An 18,123-nucleotide genomic window follows, 5' to 3' on the forward strand; every position below is an offset into this window, starting at 1 on the left:
CACTCCGTGTCCTCCTGGCAAATGCGCCTAGACCTGCTCGGTGCTCTTGATCCTCCTTTTAAACCTTTATTGAGATGGATGTTTAAAAAGTCCGGTCAAGATAACCTTTTATTGATATGAAAAAGCAAACTAGGAGCATAGCTTCTAGTTTGTACTTATTTAATTATTGGGGGATGAAATATGAATGTTTTAGTAATTGGCCGCGGTGGGCGTGAGCATGCTTTAGCTTGGAAGTTTGTACAATCTGCAAAAGTGAAAAAGGTATATGTAGCACCAGGTAATGAAGGTATGCGAGATGTTGCAATACCAGTTGATATTGATGAAAATGATTTTGATGCATTAGTTTTATTTGCCAAAGAGAATAATGTGGAATTAACTTTCGTTGGACCAGAAATTCCACTTATGAATGGAATTGTTGATCGTTTTAAAGAAGAGGGACTTCGCGTATTTGGTCCGAATAAAGCGGCTGCTGTTATTGAAGGTAGTAAAGCTTTTACAAAAGAGCTTATGAAAAAGTATGATATTCCAACTGGGGCGTACGAAACTTTTACCGATTATGAAGAAGCAGTACAGTACATTCAAAAAGTTGGTGCACCAATCGTTATTAAAGCTGACGGATTAGCTGCTGGTAAAGGGGTAACGGTAGCAATGACGCTTGAAGAGGCATTACAAGCTGTGAAAGAAATGCTACAAGATGTGAAATTCGGCGCGGCAAGTAAGAAGATCGTTATTGAAGAGTTTTTAGATGGACAAGAATTTTCATTAATGGCATTCGTGAATGGAACAACTGTACATCCAATGGTAATCGCCCAAGATCATAAAAGAGCTTTTGATGGTGATAAAGGTCCAAATACGGGCGGAATGGGTGCATATTCTCCAGTACCACAAATTCCAGAATCAGCAGTTCAAGAAGCGATTCAAACCGTATTACATCCAACTGCTAAGGCGATGATTGCAGAAAACCGTTCGTTTACAGGTATTTTATACGCAGGTCTTATTTTAACAAATGATGGTCCGAAGGTAATTGAATTTAATGCACGCTTCGGTGATCCTGAAACAGAAGTTGTATTACCTCGCTTAGAAAATGATTTAGTTGACGTATGTAACGCTGTATTAGATGAAAGTGAACTAACGTTACAATGGTCAGAAGAAGCTGTAATCGGTGTTGTACTTGCTTCTAAAGGATATCCAGAAGCATATAAAAAAGGTGATATTATTAGTGGACTAGATGCACTGCAAGATGTGATTGTTTTCCATGCAGGTACAGCAATGAAACATGGGGACTTTGTAACGAACGGTGGCCGTGTATTATTTGTTGCTTGTAAGGCAAATAGTTTACAAGAAGCAAAAGATAAAGTATATAAAGAAATCGGTAAAATTGAGAGTGATGGTCTATTTTATCGAAGTGATATAGGATATCGTGCAATTGGGCATGAGATGACGAAAAGTTAATATGTAAAAATCCCGCTGAGGAATCAGCGGGATTTTTTATGCATCTTTATCTTTTTTTAATTTCCCTTTTTGCTTTGCCATTTCTCGAAGTAAATACTCGATGTGTGCATTGACGCTACGAAATTCATCATTTGCCCATTTTTCGATGACTGCGTGTAATTCAGGATCAATACGTAATGGAAAGCTTTTCTTTTTAGCCATAATTACTTATAGCCCTTAGTATAGGCTTCCTGTATTAATAACTGGTTGCGCACCTTTATCTGAAACGATGGCAACTAATAAGTTGTTTACCATATTTGCTTTACGCTCGTCATCGAGTTCTAGTACGCCTTCTTCATCTAACATATGGATGGAATCTTTCGCCATCTTCACAGCACCTTCAACAATTTCTTTTCTAGCAGCTAATACTGCTTTTGCTTGCTGGCGTTGTAGCATTGCATGGGCAATTTCTGTTGCGTAAGCTAAGTGCGTTAAACGAGTTTCTAATACTTCTACACCAGCAATTTCAAGACGCGCCTCTAATTCACGTTTTAATTCTTCAGAGATTTCTTCAGTATTTCCGCGTAACGTAACGCAGGTTTCATCTTGGAAATTGTCATAAGGATATTTTGTTGCAACATGGCGGATTGCCGTTTCGCTTTGAATTTCTACAAATCGATCATAATGTTCAACACCAAACATTGCTTTTGCAGAATCAACAACTTTATATACGATAACAGCTGCAATTTCAATTGGATTTCCATCAACGTCATTTACTTTTAATTTTTTACTGTTAAAGTTTTCAACACGTAAAGATACAGTTTGACGGAATGCGAACGGAATCGTTAAAAATAAACCGTTTTGACGAATTGTTCCTAAATAATTACCGAAGAACGTAATAACCTTCGCTTGATTCGGTTGAACAATACCGATACCTGTAGCGAGAACTGCGGCTAATATAATAGTTAGTGCCGCTCCTATGAAAATTTCTTGTGCAAGGAAAAATACACCGATAGCAGCTAAAATCAAAATTCCAATAATACCGAGAAAACCATTTACATAAAATACTTGTTTTTCTTTCATATGATCGCCTCCTGATATAAAAATGATATCACTTTTATATCATTTTAAGCAAGAGGTATGCACCTAATTTTCTGAATTTTATTGATTGATATCTTTTATATACATTTTAAGGCCGAAAAAGAGAATGTACGTTCTGTTTTATGGTAAAATAAAGAAGACTTAACCGCCCACTGCAGCAGCTAAGTCCCTTTGAGAGCATCTTGCATCGTGACAAATGATTCAAAGCGGTTTTGCCAGGATTATATTTTCAATCGCTGACTCAATCTCTTTGTCAGAAGCGTCATAACTTCCTTTTGACTTTGGCTTGTCATGAGTGGAAGTTTGATTCACTTCTTCTTTAGCATGTCCTTTTTCAGCAAAATTCATGCTAGGCATTTTAAATGCCCCCATATTCATGTATTTTCCGAATTTCCACATTTCAACAACAGGGCAGAAACGAACAATTCCTTCTGCAACTTTCATTGCACCAATCCATAGAAAAATGTTAGACCAAGTGCACCACGGCTTGCGTACAAGTTTAGTTGCACTACATCCGAAGAGGACAAGCCCAAGTGTAATTCGAATTAGAGCGTTTATTGTCCCGATATTTTGCTTCATTAGAAAAACACTCCTTTTTATGAAAGTTGAAATAGATAATACTATTTCTTTTATTAGTATCCCGTTTGATTTTTGGGATATGTAATCCAACATTTGACGTGGAAAAAGATGTTGGAATGTGCGTGTGTGTAAGTAACTTTTTTTGTTATAATGAAAGAATGCATAAAAGGAACTTCAAAATTAAATCCTCTAGTTTAAAAAATATGGAAGAGGTAATTCCAAACTTAATTCTCCGTTTTAAACAAATATTTAAGATGAAGTTAAAACAATAATGATGAAAATAAACTGTTATTTTGAACAGAAATATATATAACTAGAGAAAAGGAAGGGTGTTTTCATGTACGATATTTCCGGATGGAAACATGTATTTAAGCTTGATCCAAATAAGGAGTTAAGCGATGAACATTTAGAAATGATTTGTGAGTCTGGAACTGATGCGGTTATTGTAGGCGGAAGTGATGGAGTTACAATTGATAACGTATTACACATGCTAGTTAGCATTCGTAGATATGCAGTTCCTTGTGTATTAGAGGTTTCTGATGTAGAAGCAATTACACCAGGATTTGATTTTTATTACATCCCAAGTGTTTTAAATAGCCGAAAAGTAGAATGGGTAACAGGTGTTCATCATGAGGCATTGAAAGAATTTGGGGATATTATGGACTGGGACGAAATTTTTATGGAAGGGTATTGTGTTTTAAATCCAGAAGCGAAAGTAGCCCAGCTTACAGAAGCGAAATGTGATTTAACAGAAGATGACGTTATTGCATATGCTCGTTTAGCAGACAAGTTATTACATTTACCGATATTTTATTTAGAATATAGCGGTACGTATGGAGATGTTGAACTTGTTAAAAATGTAAAAGCAGAATTGAAACAAGCTAAGTTATACTATGGCGGTGGTATTTCTAATGCAGAACAGGCGAAAGAAATGGCACAATATGCTGATACAGTAGTTGTTGGAAATATTATTTATGATGATATAAAATTGGCGTTAAAAACAGTTAAAGCAGTAAAAGGAGAGTAGGTGCAGGCGTATATGAGTATGACAGATAGATTATTAAACGGTTTAAATCCACAGCAACAAAAAGCAGTCCAAACAACGAATGGACCACTTCTATTAATGGCAGGTGCAGGTAGTGGTAAGACACGTGTGTTAACACATCGTATTGCGTATTTACTTGGTGAAAAAGGTGTAGCACCATGGAATGTACTAGCTATTACCTTCACAAATAAAGCAGCTCGTGAAATGCGTGAGCGTATTGATACACTTGTGGGACCAGAAGCAGAAGATATTTGGATTTCGACGTTCCACTCTATGTGTGTACGTATTTTACGACGGGATATCGATCGTATTGGTATTAATCGTAACTTTACAATCTTAGATTCAGGCGATCAGCTAACTGTAGTCAAAAAAATTATGAAAGAGCGCAATATTGATCCGAAGAAATTTGAGCCGCGCTCTATTTTAGCGGGTATTAGTAATGCGAAAAATGAACTGTTATCTGCGGATAAATATGCAAAAAAAATTACAATGGCTGATCCATATGAAAAATTAACGAGCGATGTATACACAGAGTATCAAAAACGTCTTTTGAAAAATAATTCATTAGACTTTGATGATTTAATTATGACCACGATTCAGTTATTTGAACGTGTTCCAGAAGTATTAGAGTTTTATCAGCGTAAGTTCCAATATATTCACGTTGATGAGTATCAAGATACGAACAAAGCGCAATATCTTCTTGTTAAACATTTGGCAGCGCGTTTTAAAAATCTTTGCGTTGTAGGTGACTCTGACCAGTCTATTTATCGCTGGCGTGGTGCAGATATTTCTAACATTTTGTCGTTCGAAAAAGACTATGAGAATGCACAAGTAATTTTGTTAGAACAAAACTATCGTTCGTCACAAAATATTTTAAATGCAGCGAATGCTGTTATTGAAAAAAATACGAATCGTAAGCCGAAGAAATTATGGACAGACAATCAAGTTGGAAGTAAAATCTCGTATTATCGTGCTGCAACTGAAAAGGACGAAGCGTATTTTGTTGCGAAAAAAATTCGTGACGATATTCAAATGGGGAAACGAAAATATACTGATTTTGCAGTATTATATCGTACGAATGCTCAGTCTCGTATGGTCGAGGAGATTTTCCTTAAATCTAACATTCCGTACAAAATTGTCGGAGGTACGAAGTTCTACGATCGTAAAGAGATTAAAGATATTTTGGCGTACTTACGTTTAATCGGTAATCCAGATGATGAAATTAGTTTTGCACGTATTATTAACATGCCAAAGCGTGGTATTGGTGCGACTTCTATCGATAAAATTATTAATTACGGTGTGCAAAACGGAATTTCATTAACTGCTGTATTTGATGAAATTGAGCATGTTGGAGTAAGTGCAAAAATTACAAAGGCAGTAAAAGAATTTGCGAATTTATTAAATAACTGGGTAAATATGCAAGAGTATTTATCTGTTACAGAATTAGTAGAAGAAGTTATTGAAAAAACAGGCTATCGCGATATGTTGAAAAATGAACGTTCTTTAGAAGCGGAAGGTCGTTTAGAAAACTTAGACGAGTTCTTATCTGTTACGCAAACATTTGAATCTCAAAGCGAAGATAAGAGCCTTGTTGCATTCTTAACAGATTTAGCACTTGTTGCTGATATTGATCGTGTAGATGAAGACCCAACTGCTGGTGAAGAAGTTATTTTAATGACGATGCACTCAGCGAAAGGATTAGAGTTCCCGGTTGTCTTTATTGTTGGCTTAGAGGAGGGGATATTCCCTCATACTCGTTCTCTTATGGAAGAGGATGAAATGCAAGAAGAACGTCGTCTTGCTTATGTAGGTATTACCCGTGCAGAAGAAGAGCTATATTTATCTAACGCGCAAATGCGTACTTTATTTGGTAGAACAAGTATGAACGCTGCGTCTCGATTCATTACAGAAATCCCGACAGAACTAGTGGAATCATTAAATGAAACAGCGCCAAAGCGTGAAACATCGTTTGGTGCAAAAGGCAGAACGGCAAGTAGCGGCAAAACGACAATCACAACGACAACACGCTCTCGTTCAGCTTTCGCGCGCCCTGCAGCTAAGACGACAGGCGGCGAACAAATTGGCTGGGCAGTAGGAGATAAAGCTTCCCACCAAAAATGGGGAGTCGGTACAGTTGTAAGTGTAAAAGGTGAAGGGGATGCAAAAGAATTAGATATTGCATTCCCAAGCCCAATTGGTGTTAAACGTTTGTTAGCAAAATTTGCACCTGTGACGAAACAATAGAAAGGAATGAGGATATGTCAAAAGAGATAGCAAAAAAACGTATAGAAGAACTGCGTGATTTATTAAATACATTTAACTATCAATATCACGTATTAGACAATCCTTCTGTTTCTGATGCGGAATATGACCGTAATATGCAGGAGCTTATAAAATTAGAAGCAGAGAACCCAGAGTTTATGAGTGAAGATTCTCCCTCCGTTCGCGTTGGGGGGACTGTTCTTGATATATTTGAAAAAGTAACACATAAGTCACCAATGTTAAGTTTAGGAAATGCATTTAACGAAGGAGATTTACGTGATTTCGACAGAAGAGTACGTCAAGGAATTGATGGTGCGAATGTAAGATATATATGTGAATTAAAAATTGACGGGCTTGCCGTTTCGCTTCATTATGAAAAAGGACGCTTCATTCAAGGGGCGACACGTGGTGATGGTGTAACGGGTGAAGATATTACTCAAAATTTAAAAACGATTAAAGCTATCCCACTTCGTTTAAATGAAGAAGTAACGTTAGAAGCACGAGGCGAAGCTTATATGCCGAAGCGTTCATTCGTTAAACTAAATGAAGAAAAAGAGCAAAATGGAGAAGATGTATTTGCGAATCCGCGTAATGCAGCAGCAGGTTCAATACGTCAACTTGATCCGAAAATTGCAGCGAAGCGTAACTTATCTATGTTTGTGTATGGTCTTGCGAATGTAGAAGAAAAAACAATTCCATCACATAGTGAATCGCTTGATTTCTTAGGTGAACTTGGATTTAAGACAAATCCAAATCGCCGTACATGTGAAACAATTGAAGAAGTTATAGCTTATGTAGAAGAATGGCAAGAAAAACGTCCGCATCTTGATTATGAGATTGATGGAATCGTTATAAAAGTAGATGATGTTGCCCTTCAAGAAAGTCTAGGAACTACAGCGAAGAGTCCAAGATGGGCGATTGCTTATAAATTCCCGGCTGAAGAAGTTGTAACGAGATTAACAGGCATTGAATTAAGTGTTGGCCGAACAGGAGTTGTAACACCGACTGCAGAACTAGAGCCAGTGAGAGTTGCTGGTACGATTGTTCGTCGTGCTTCTTTACATAACGAGGATTTAATTCGTGAAAAAGACATTCGAATTGGTGACTACGTTGTTGTGAAGAAGGCTGGAGATATTATTCCTGAAGTTGTGAACGTTATTTTTGATAAGCGTACTGGTGAGGAAGAAGAATACCGCATGCCAACTCATTGTCCAGCATGTGAGAGTGAACTTGTTCGTTTAGAAGAAGAAGTAGCACTTCGTTGTATAAATCCAACTTGTCCTGCTCAAATTCGAGAAGGGTTAATCCATTTCGTTTCAAGAAATGCAATGAATATTGATGGACTTGGAGAACGTGTCATTACACAACTCTTTGATGCTGATTACATTCGTACATTTGCTGATTTATATGCATTGACGAAAGAGCAATTATTACAGTTAGAACGTTTTGGTGAAAAATCAGCAACAAACTTAATACAAGCAATTGAAAATTCTAAAGAAAACTCGTTAGAGCGATTATTATTTGGTCTTGGAATTCGCCACGTTGGAGCGAAAGCAGCACGTACATTTGCAGAGCACTTTGAAACGATGGATGAGCTTGTAAAAGCAACGGAAGAAGAACTAAAAGCAATTAATGAAATTGGCGAAAAAATGGCTCAATCTGTTGTGACATATTTTGATAATGAAGATGTATTAGAGTTATTACAGCAGTTTAAAGAGTATGGCGTGAATATGACATACAAAGGTATAAAAATTGCAGATTTACAAAATGTTGAATCTTACTTCGCAGGAAAAACGGTTGTTTTAACAGGTAAGCTAGAAGTTATGGGGCGAAGTGAAGCGAAGAAGAAGATTGAGGCATTAGGTGGAAAAGTAACGGGAAGTGTTAGTAAGAGTACGGATTTAGTTGTTGCAGGTGAAGCGGCTGGTTCGAAATTAGCACAAGCGGAGAAACATAATGTTGAGGTTTGGAATGAAGAGAGGTTCTTACAAGAGCTAAATAAGTAAGAGGTGCAAACTTACCATGAAAAAAATAGCATTAGCGGTATTAAGCCTTGGCCTACTTGTAAGTGGGTGTAGTGCAGGTGCCGACAAAGATGAAAAAGTGGCTGAGAAATCGGGGAAAGCAAAAGAACAATCAGTTGTTCCAAAATACGCTATTTCGGATGAATATTATAAGACGACTATTCCATTTGATGGTGGAAATGCACGTGGTTTAGTGGTGCAAGGGTTAAATAGTCGTCTTGATATAGATGAATTTGAAACAGGGTTAATGCGAATTGCAAAAGAATCATTTAGTACGAAAGATAATTTTTTAAAAGGCGGAAAAGCTCTAGATACTCAAACTATACAGATGCTTGTTAAAAGAAAACGTACAGATGCTGAACAAAAGGAACTAGAGGACAAATTAAAAAAAGATGCAGTTAAATTTCCTAATATAGGATTAAACCCTGCATTAGGAACAGGATCCGAATCACTAGAAGTGAAAAATAAAAAAAATCCAATATATATTTCAAATATTTTAGAGCATGATTATTATGTGAAAAAAGGCGATAACGGCGAGGAACGCGTTGGTATGGTAGTTGGATTAGCAATGAATTCTGTTCAATATTTTAACGAAGAGCATGGTTATCCACGTGAAGCTGCAATCCCGGATGAAAAGATGTTAGCTGAAGGGAAAAAAATGGCGCAAGAAATTTTGAAAGTCATACATCAAAAAGAACCTGAAACCAAAAATATTCCAATAACATTTGCGATTTATCGCCAAGCTCCAAAGTCTTCGCTCGTGCCAGGTAACTTTGTTTCTTATGCAAATGCCGAAAAAGGTAGTGAAACGGTTGAAGATTGGCAACAAATTAATGAAAAATATTATTTGTTCCCATCAGAGCAAGCGAAAACAGATAATAAACGTGAAGACCTTGCAAGAGTATCCAACTTTAAGGCAAAACTAAGCGATTATTTCCAAGGCGACTATACAGCTGTTATTGGTACTGGTATGTATAGAGATGATGAATTAAGAGAAATGAAGCTTGATATTCCTGTCCAGTTTAATGGAAAAGCTGAAATAGTTGGTTTTACACAATATGTGGCAGGGCTTGTTATGGAATACTTCCCGAATTATATGAAAGTACAAGTAACGATTAAATCTGTAGAACGCCCAGAAGCTATTATTATACGTGAAGCAAAACAAGATGAACCACTTGTGAAGATTTTAGATTAAATATGAAGGCTGTTCCTCTATGGAACAGCTTTTTTTCTTATGTAATTTTGTTATAATTTAAAATGTTGTAAAAAATAGGGGTAAGGGGTAAATCTCATGGAAGAATTAAGTTTTCAAGTCATTATTTTATTAATTGCATTCGGTTTTTTAGCAGCTTTTATTGATTCCGTTGTTGGAGGAGGAGGGTTAATTTCGCTTCCTGCGCTTATGTTTGTTGGCTTATCGCCAGCTTCGGCAATTGCAACGAATAAATTAGCGGCAACAATGGGGACGTTTACGAGTGCGATGTATTTTATTCGATCAGGAAAAGTTGATTTTAAAATTGTAGGAAAGTTAATCCCGTTAACTATTGTTGGAGCTGTTGCAGGTGCTTTAGTAGTAAAATTTATTCCACCGGATATTTTACGCCCATTAGTACTTGTAATGTTGGTATTTATTGCTATTTATATTATTGCAAAAAAGAATTGGGGAAGTGTGTCTACCTATAAGAAGATGACGCAAAGAAAAACATTAATATTTTTCTTTGCTATTTTAATGATAGGATTTTATGATGGATTTTTTGGACCAGGGACAGGGTCGTTTTTAATTTTTGCATTTTTATTAATTGGCTTGGATTTTATTCAAGCGGCAGCATCTGGAAAACTTTTGAACTTTGTTAGTAATATTGTATCTTTAATTACTTTTTTATTTTTAGATATAATTCATTTTGAATACGGTATTATCATGGGATTATCAATGATCTTAGGTGCTTATTTTGGATCGAAGTTTGCGGTTCAAAAAGGTGTTGGATATGTAAGGACTTTATTTTTATTAGTTACTATATTATTGATCGGGAAAAATGTTTTGGAATATACTCATATTTTGTAGATTCATACGCATGTATGAATCTCTTTTTTTTATTATATTTTAAAAATTTATTAATTTTTAAAATATAAGTCTAGGAATATTTGAATAAATCTAAATTATCGTGTAGAATAATGTTGTAAAATGTAAACGTTTTTCTAAGGGGAGGCTAAAAAAAATGGTAGTAGCATACAAACATGAGCCATTTACAGATTTTTCAGTGGAGGCTAACAAATTAGCGTTTGAAGAAGGTTTAAAGAAAGTAGAATCTTATCTTGGACAAGACTATCCATTAATTATTGGGGGAGAAAAAATCACTACAGAAGACAAAATTGTTTCTGTAAACCCTGCAAATAAAGAGGAACTTGTTGGTCGTGTTTCAAAAGCAAGCCGTGAGTTAGCTGAAAAAGCAATGCAAGTAGCGGATGAAACATTCCAAACTTGGAGAAAATCAAAGCCAGAAATGCGTGCAGACATTTTATTCCGTGCTGCAGCAATCGTTCGTCGCAGAAAACATGAATTCTCTGCTATTCTTGTAAAAGAAGCAGGTAAGCCATGGAATGAGGCAGATGCTGATACAGCAGAAGCAATCGACTTTATGGAATATTATGGTCGTCAAATGTTAAAATTAAAAGACGGTATTCCAGTAGAAAGCCGTCCAATTGAATATAATCGTTTCTCTTACATTCCATTAGGAGTAGGTGTTATCATTTCTCCTTGGAACTTCCCATTCGCAATTATGGCAGGTATGACAACAGCTGCTTTAGTTTCTGGTAACACAGTATTACTAAAACCAGCTAGTACAACTCCTGTAGTAGCAGCGAAATTTATGGAAGTATTAGAAGAAGCTGGCTTACCAGCTGGCGTAGTAAACTTCGTTCCAGGTAACGGTTCTGAAGTTGGTGACTACTTAGTAGATCATCCTCGTACACGTTTCGTAAGCTTCACGGGATCTCGTGATGTAGGTATCCGCATCTATGAGCGTGCAGCGAAAGTAAACCCAGGACAAATTTGGTTAAAACGCGTTATCGCTGAAATGGGCGGTAAAGATACAATCGTTGTTGATAAAGAAGCAGATCTTGAATTAGCAGCTAAGTCTATCGTTGCATCAGCATTCGGATTCTCAGGACAAAAATGTTCTGCATGTTCTCGTGCAGTAATCCATGAAGATGTATATGATCATGTATTAAATCGTGCTGTTGAATTAACAAAAGAATTAACAGTTGCTAACCCAGCAGTATTAGGTACAAACATGGGTCCTGTTAATGACCAAGCTGCATTCGATAAAGTAATGAGCTATGTTGCAATTGGTAAAGAAGAAGGTAGAATCTTAGCAGGTGGCGAAGGAGACGATTCTAAAGGTTGGTTCATCCAACCAACAATCGTTGCTGACGTTGCAGAAGATGCTCGCTTAATGAAAGAAGAAATCTTCGGACCAGTAGTAGCATTCTGTAAAGCGAAAGACTTCGATCATGCACTTGCAATTGCAAATAATACGGAATACGGTTTAACAGGTGCTGTTATTACTAACAACCGTGACCATATTGAAAAAGCACGCGAAGACTTCCACGTTGGTAACTTATACTTCAACCGTGGATGTACTGGTGCAATCGTAGGTTACCAACCATTCGGTGGCTTTAACATGTCTGGTACAGACTCTAAAGCTGGTGGACCTGATTACTTAGCACTTCACATGCAAGCAAAAACTACTTCTGAAACTTTATAAGAAATAGTAGAGGAGCTCTTCACAGAATGTGAAGAGCTCCTTTTAAAATTGAAATCCTATATATTACCATCGTTCGAAGGGAATGAGCTAAAACCTATTAATAGCGGGATAAACATGTGAACAGAAATAAAATGATGAGAAAAGTTGACTTATTAGTAATATTTTTTAGTATTCATTTTGAGAATTTCCTGTATAATACAATTTGAAAGAAAATCTATGGTTCGACAAGGAACACTCCTTTCGGTTTTGCTCACTGAAAGGAGTGTTTTTTTATGTAGCTAAAAATTCTTGCGTGCTTATTACATTTGCATATACGCCATTTAAACTAGCTAAAATTGTATTGTGAATGTAAACAGCTGGTATAGTAGCGTTCTTAAAAGACAGGTCTTTTGTAGCACAAGCATCATGTATAACGGTACATTGAAAGCCAAAATCGAATGCAGCCCTTACTGTAGCATCGATACACATATGAGTCATCATCCCACATACAACGACATGTTCAATATTTAAACGTTTTAATTGCTCTAGAAGATTAGTTTCTCGGAAGCTATTTGGATAATGTTTGACTATAACTGTTTCTTCTCTAAGTGGACGTACGCTTTCGTGAATATGTACACCTTCTGTATTAGGTAGGAAAAAAGTAGCGTCATCTTTTATAGCTACGTGTTGGATATGAAGAATAGGTTCGCTGTTTGTTCTAAAGTGTTGTAATAACTGATTAGCATATTTGCTTGCTTCTACTGGATTACGCAATTCCATCTTTCCATTTGGGAAATAATCGTTTTGAATATCGACGAGTAAAAGAGCTGTTTTCATATATTTATCTTCCTCCGAGTTTCATATTCAAATAAATTTATTCAATTCGTAGAGAGGATTCTCCTGTTTAAAAATATGAGGAAGAAGAATTTTAAATAACCTTGAAAGTTACTATTTTCTCATGAATTTTCATCTGAAAATTTTAATAAAGGAATAATTAATATTTTTCTAAAAAATGTATTGACTCTTATTATTCTGAGTTCTATAATGAGAATTAATTAAACGACAATTAAATCGATACATTCTTATCCAGAGAGGTGGAGGGACTGGCCCTACGATACCTCAGCAACGGGTTTTTTTAATACCGTGCTAACTCCAGCAAGCCATATAAAGGCTTGGAAGATGAGAAGATGTGAATGAGTACATATAAGTGCTCTCCTTCTTATCTTTATGGTTGATAAGAAGGAGAGCACTTTTTATTTTACCTCGAAAGCTCTGCTTCAAGTTTTTACAGCATATAGGAGGGGAAAAAATGATTTCTTTTAACAATGTAAGTAAAGTGTATGAATCAGCTGGGCAATCTGTTCATGCGGTAGAGGATGTAACATTATCAGTTGAGAAAGGCGAAATTTTTGGCATTATCGGTTTTAGTGGCGCTGGAAAGAGTACGTTATTACGCCTAGTAAATATGTTAGAGAGACCGACGGCAGGAACGATTTCAATAGATGATAAAGATATTACATCATTATCGACGAAAGAATTACGTAAACTGAGACAAAGAATTGGAATGATTTTTCAAAGTTTTAATTTATTTAATTCAAGAACAGTATTTGGAAATATTGCTTATCCATTAAAGTTAGCGAAAGTGCCAAAGAATGAGATAAAAGAAAGAGTAAATGAACTGCTGAAGTTTGTAGGGTTAGAAGATAAAGCAAACTATTACCCAGAGCAGCTATCAGGTGGACAAAAGCAGCGTGTGGGCATTGCTAGAGCACTTGCGACATCGCCAGATATTCTTATATGTGATGAGGCAACATCAGCCTTAGATCCAGAAACAACGACAGAAATTCTAAACTTATTAAAGAAAGTAAATAGAGAATACAATTTAACAATTCTTCTTATTACACATGAAATGCATGTTGTGAAAGAAATTTGTCACCGTGTAGCTGTAATGGAGAAGGGAAAAGTTATTGAAGAAGGAAAACTGTTTGATGTTTTCACGCAACCAAAAACAAAGACGACTCAAAACTTTGTACGTTCTGTCATTAATGATCATTTACCGGAAAGTGTTCTAGCGAAAATTCAAAATGGTGGTCAAATTTATCGTCTAACATTTACTGGTGAGGAGACAGGACAGCCGGTACTATCATATATCGCAAAAAACTATAACGTCGATGTAAATGTACTGTACGGAAATATTATTGAACTTCAAAATGTGCTATTTGGAAATCTTCTTGTAGAGTTGCAAGGTGAGCAGAGGGAAATTCAAAAAGCATTACAACATCTAAGACTGCAAGTGCAGCTGAAGGAGGTAGAAGCTCATGCGAGTTGATTGGAGTATATTTTGGCCGCGCATACTAGATGCGACGGGGGATACCCTCTTAATGGTAATTGTAACCCTTATATTTGCTACAATTCTTGGTATACCGCTAGGTTTACTTTTATATGTAACGAGAAAAGGAAACTTTTTAGAAAATAAATGGGTCTTTTCTATTCTTAACATCATAATTAATACAATTCGTCCGGTACCATTCATTATCTTTTTAGTAGCGTTAAGTCCACTAACGAGAAGTGTTATCGGAACGACGATTGGAACAGCAGCAGCAATTTTCCCGATGACGTTAGTCGCATCAATTGGTATTGCTAGAATGGTTGAAACAAACCTTGTTTCCGTTCCGAAAGGAGTAATTGAAGCAGCGCAAGCAATGGGCGCCTCGCCAATTAGAATTGTTTTTGAAATCCTTGTACCAGAAGCGTTAGCACCATTAATCTTAGGTGTCACATTTATGACAGTTGGTTTAATTGAATTTTCTGCAGTTGCTGGGCTTGTCGGTGGTGGCGGTCTTGGTGATTTAGCAATGACATATGGTTATCAACGTTTTGATACATCAGTTATGTTCGTAACGGTCGTGTTACTTATTATTCTCGTACAGATAGCTCAAAATTTAGGGAATTACTTTGCGAAAGTCTTGTTACGCAGATCATAAAAAGGAAGAGAGGAAAAGAGAATGAAGAAAATTTTAGCATTTGCATTATCAGCGATTGTAGGAGTCTCAGCATTAAGCGGCTGCTCAAGTGGAGACACGGGTGCAGGAGCGAAAGAAAAAGTAGTTCGCGTCGGTGTAACTGGAACGGATGGAGACGCTTGGGAAATTTTGAAGAAAAAAGCTGAAAAAGAAGGGATTAAGATTAAACTGGTGGAGTTCTCCGATTACACAACGCCAAATAAAGCGTTAGCTGATGGAGATATTGAACTAAATTCATTCCAGCATATTGCGTTCTTAGAGCAATTTAAAAAGGAACATAAGTTAGATATTACAGCTGTTGGTACAACACAAATTGCACCAATGGGTTTATACTCTGAAAAATATAAGAAATCAAATGAAATCCCAGATGGTTCAGAAATTGCAATTCCAAACGATCCAACGAACCAAGCACGTGCATTAAAACTTCTTGATGCAGCTGGATTATTAAAGCTGAAAAAGGATTTTGGTCTATTTGGAGATCCAAGTGGTATTGCTGAAAATCCGAAGAAATTAAAAATTACACCGGTTATCGCACAGCAAACACCTCGTGTGTTAAAAGATGTAGCGGCATCAGTTATTAATAACGGTGTTGCTGGTCAAGCTGGATTAGATCCAGCGAAGGATCCTATTTTCTTAGAAGATCCAAAGAATGAAAATGCGAAGCCTTATATTAATATTTTCGCAGCTCGTACGAAAGATAAAGATGATCCAACACTGAAAAAAGTAATTGAATTATACCATTCAAAAGAAGTAACAGATGCAATTAAGAAAGAAACAAATGATGGTTCAATTTCAGTAGATCTTTCACTTGAGGAGCTTGAAAAAATCGTAAAATAATGATTGGGTTTAATGGACTAACAGAAGGAACCCCTCCGCTGTTAGTTCGTTCAACATATAAACTTAACAAACAAACCCTAATTCTGTACCTTCCAATTTTGTATAACGTAGAATCCAATGTTTGTTAAGTAGAGTAATGGACCAGGAGTTTTCCTGGTCTTTTTTTATGAATGAAAATAGCTAGCGAACAGTAAGGTAATCCAAATTATAATGGGATAAGAAAATAAGCTGAAAAGGAGTGTAATTACGAATTGCTTTTGATGAATTAAGTGTTTTTTGGATAAAAAAAAGAAAATAGAAAAGAGAGTAATGAAAAATGCTGATATTACGCCGGGGTTATAGGAGCGATAAATGAAAAACAAAATAATATGTTGAACAGAGTTAAAGAAGATGGCCCCTTGTATAAAAATAATCCAGCATATAGAAGACAAGAAGTTAAGTTGATATAGAAAGACGATAAGTAATACAAAGATTGTTAATACGGAAATGGCAATGAAAAATTGTTGGCTAGTTATAAGACGGATTGAAAATTGATTAGCAAGATATTGTGGCATTTGGAAAGCTTCTTCAAGGTTATGAATGAAAAATAATAAGGGAATGATCCAGAGTATAGTAGTGGAATGCTTTTTCATCAACTTACATCACTCCAATAAAGTATAGAAAGCCTAAAAAAGGCCCTCTATACAGAGATAGTTATTCAATTATGATATTTTTTAAATTAACTTCATGATGATCTCGTTCTTTCGGATAAGCAGTTAGCTCCTCTTGCAAAATATTTAATATTTGCTTAGCTGATTGCTGGATTGGATTAGGTAGCTCATCTAATATATGCATCCCGACTTTTACTTTTGTACGAATTACCCTTCGTAGTAGTTCCTCATGCATGCACTACACCTCCAAACCGAATGTTTAGTATATCTTCTTCAAATTTTGCCCCTTGAATAGAAAGGTGTGTTAACGTTTTTGGCAATGTAATATTTCGTTTTACAGAGCCAGCTCGAATAATTAGCTCATCACCTTTTTGATTTAATGAAAGTTCACTTTTGTTTGAGAAGGGAATAGAAAGAATGAAAATATAATCATCGCCATCTTTTCTTACATATTGTGTGCGGCCGTTAAATTTCACTTCAGTAGGACAATGATCAGTTTTAAATAAAGCATCTCCTACACGTTCTAACATGGGTAAACCAACAACTTCTTGTTCAAACATTGGAGCTTCGTAAATAGGAAGTGGATCAAAACTATTTTGAATTAATGTTTTATATTTCTTTTGCGTATCTTTCCATGCTTGAAAATAAGGATCGGTGACGGTGTTAGGGATGACGCGATTAATCATAATGGCATCTACGTTATAATCGTATAAATTTAAATAAGTAAAGCTACGCTGAGCTTCTTTAATGACCATTTTTTCAGGATTTACAACGATGCGGATACTTGTTACTTCTCGGTTTGATAAAATATCTCTCATTTCTCCGAGCTGTTCAAGTGTATTTGTTAATTCGTCCATAATATCATCGGTTGGAAGAGGGACACCAAGGAGTGGTTGAGCTACAGGACGAACGACTTTTAAAACTTTTCTTTTAATAGGAAACAATTTTTCCATCCACCAGCCGAGCATGTCTGGAAAGCTTAGCATTGCTAATGTTTCTCCTGTTGGAGCACAATCAATAATGATAACATCATATGTGTTTTGTTTATAATAATCGAGTACGCGAAGTAAGCTAATTAAATCTTCCATACCAGGAAACATCGTTAATTCTTCTGTTGTAATATCATCGGCTGCTTTGGAAGTGAAGAGTAGTGTAATATATTTCTGTAATTTTCCCCATCCTTTTTCCATCTCATAAATCGTATTAATTTCTTGTGCCCACAAATTTTCACGAATTTCTAATGGCTCAGAAGATAGCTTTATACCAAATGAATCTCCTAAACTATGAGCGGGATCTGTACTCATGACTAAAGTTTTTAATCCTTGTTTTGCGCTTTGAATTGCTGTTGCTGCTGAAATGCTAGTTTTTCCTACGCCGCCTTTACCTGTATACAAAATAATTCTCATCATTCATATCTCCTTTGTTTCG

Annotated in this window: 16 protein-coding genes, 1 pseudogene and 1 riboswitch; of the genes and pseudogenes, 10 read left to right on the forward strand and 7 right to left on the reverse strand. The window is 36.1% G+C overall.

Annotation, left to right across the window (positions count from 1 at the left end; all coding sequences use genetic code 11):
- The first annotated feature begins 180 nt into the window (after positions 1-180).
- Positions 181-1,452, forward strand: coding sequence for a phosphoribosylamine--glycine ligase (gene purD, locus GD442_RS01735; protein WP_159365030.1), 1,272 nt, complete (start codon positions 181-183; stop codon positions 1,450-1,452).
- Between the two features lie 36 nt (positions 1,453-1,488).
- Here purD and GD442_RS01740 read toward each other — a convergent pair whose 3' ends face one another.
- From GD442_RS01740 to GD442_RS01750, 3 genes are all read right to left on the reverse strand, one after another.
- Positions 1,489-1,653 carry a type II toxin-antitoxin system antitoxin gene (locus GD442_RS01740; protein WP_001085171.1) on the reverse strand — a complete coding sequence of 55 codons (165 nt, stop codon included), beginning with the start codon at positions 1,651-1,653 and terminating at the stop codon, positions 1,489-1,491.
- A 15-nt stretch (positions 1,654-1,668) separates the two neighbouring features.
- Positions 1,669-2,514, reverse strand: coding sequence for an SPFH domain-containing protein (locus tag GD442_RS01745; RefSeq protein WP_000660669.1), 846 nt, complete (start codon positions 2,512-2,514; stop codon positions 1,669-1,671).
- A gap of 219 nt (positions 2,515-2,733) precedes the next feature.
- On the reverse strand, positions 2,734-3,111 hold the full coding sequence (locus tag GD442_RS01750) for a YgaP family membrane protein (protein WP_000812346.1): 378 nt from the start codon (positions 3,109-3,111) through the stop codon (positions 2,734-2,736).
- Positions 3,112-3,448: 337 nt separating this feature from the next.
- On the opposite strand from GD442_RS01750, the gene pcrB reads away from it, so the two are divergent.
- From pcrB to pruA, 6 genes are all read left to right on the forward strand, one after another.
- Positions 3,449-4,138, forward strand: coding sequence for a heptaprenylglyceryl phosphate synthase (gene pcrB / locus GD442_RS01755; protein ID WP_000272098.1), 690 nt, complete (start codon positions 3,449-3,451; stop codon positions 4,136-4,138).
- Between the two features lie 12 nt (positions 4,139-4,150).
- Complete coding sequence (gene pcrA / locus GD442_RS01760) at positions 4,151-6,400, forward strand: DNA helicase PcrA (RefSeq protein ID WP_002164784.1); 2,250 nt, start codon at positions 4,151-4,153, stop codon at positions 6,398-6,400.
- A 14-nt stretch (positions 6,401-6,414) separates the two neighbouring features.
- Positions 6,415-8,424, forward strand: a complete 2,010-nt coding sequence (gene ligA, locus GD442_RS01765) for an NAD-dependent DNA ligase LigA (protein ID WP_000031450.1) — start codon at positions 6,415-6,417, stop codon at positions 8,422-8,424.
- Between the two features lie 16 nt (positions 8,425-8,440).
- Positions 8,441-9,637 (forward strand): CamS family sex pheromone protein, encoded by a 1,197-nt coding sequence (locus tag GD442_RS01770; protein WP_000717030.1) that lies wholly within the window; start codon positions 8,441-8,443, stop codon positions 9,635-9,637.
- A gap of 96 nt (positions 9,638-9,733) precedes the next feature.
- Positions 9,734-10,504: a TSUP family transporter gene (locus tag GD442_RS01775; protein WP_000391974.1), complete on the forward strand. Its 771-nt coding sequence runs from the start codon at positions 9,734-9,736 to the stop codon at positions 10,502-10,504.
- Positions 10,505-10,658: 154 nt separating this feature from the next.
- Positions 10,659-12,206 (forward strand): L-glutamate gamma-semialdehyde dehydrogenase, encoded by a 1,548-nt coding sequence (gene pruA, locus GD442_RS01780; RefSeq protein ID WP_000259555.1) that lies wholly within the window; start codon positions 10,659-10,661, stop codon positions 12,204-12,206.
- Between the two features lie 250 nt (positions 12,207-12,456).
- Here the strand turns inward: pruA and GD442_RS01785 are convergent.
- A pseudogene (locus tag GD442_RS01785) lies at positions 12,457-13,022 on the reverse strand (cysteine hydrolase family protein).
- A 242-nt stretch (positions 13,023-13,264) separates the two neighbouring features.
- A riboswitch (SAM riboswitch) is annotated at positions 13,265-13,371 on the forward strand.
- A gap of 123 nt (positions 13,372-13,494) precedes the next feature.
- Here GD442_RS01785 and GD442_RS01790 point away from each other — a divergent pair.
- The 3 genes from GD442_RS01790 to GD442_RS01800 are packed head-to-tail and all read left to right on the forward strand — an operon-like array spanning position 13,495 to position 16,045.
- Entirely contained in the window at positions 13,495-14,514 is a 1,020-nt protein-coding gene (locus GD442_RS01790) for a methionine ABC transporter ATP-binding protein (protein ID WP_000622969.1), read from the forward strand.
- The gene (locus GD442_RS01795; protein ID WP_001261865.1) at positions 14,504-15,169 is read left to right on the forward strand and encodes a methionine ABC transporter permease; all 666 of its coding nucleotides are present in this window, start codon (positions 14,504-14,506) and stop codon (positions 15,167-15,169) included. The genes GD442_RS01790 and GD442_RS01795 overlap by 11 nt, the downstream gene beginning before the upstream one ends.
- A gap of 21 nt (positions 15,170-15,190) precedes the next feature.
- The gene (locus tag GD442_RS01800; RefSeq protein ID WP_000721599.1) at positions 15,191-16,045 is read left to right on the forward strand and encodes a MetQ/NlpA family ABC transporter substrate-binding protein; all 855 of its coding nucleotides are present in this window, start codon (positions 15,191-15,193) and stop codon (positions 16,043-16,045) included.
- A 164-nt stretch (positions 16,046-16,209) separates the two neighbouring features.
- Here the strand turns inward: GD442_RS01800 and GD442_RS01805 are convergent, their stop codons facing one another.
- The 3 genes from GD442_RS01805 to GD442_RS01815 form a co-directional block, all read right to left on the reverse strand.
- Positions 16,210-16,677, reverse strand: a complete 468-nt coding sequence (locus GD442_RS01805) for an HXXEE domain-containing protein (protein WP_002182395.1) — start codon at positions 16,675-16,677, stop codon at positions 16,210-16,212.
- A gap of 61 nt (positions 16,678-16,738) precedes the next feature.
- A complete protein-coding gene (locus GD442_RS01810; protein WP_000544103.1) occupies positions 16,739-16,930 on the reverse strand; it encodes a DUF3926 domain-containing protein in 192 nt (63 codons plus the stop codon).
- The gene (locus GD442_RS01815) at positions 16,923-18,104 is read right to left on the reverse strand and encodes an ArsA family ATPase (RefSeq protein WP_002182396.1); all 1,182 of its coding nucleotides are present in this window, start codon (positions 18,102-18,104) and stop codon (positions 16,923-16,925) included. Before GD442_RS01815 ends, GD442_RS01810 begins: the two co-directional genes overlap by 8 nt.
- Between the last annotated feature and the right edge of the window lie 19 nt (positions 18,105-18,123).

It is taken from the genome of Bacillus sp. A260, assembly GCF_009861435.1.
In the GTDB taxonomy this organism is placed as follows: Bacteria; Bacillota; Bacilli; order Bacillales; family Bacillaceae_G; genus Bacillus_A; species Bacillus_A cereus.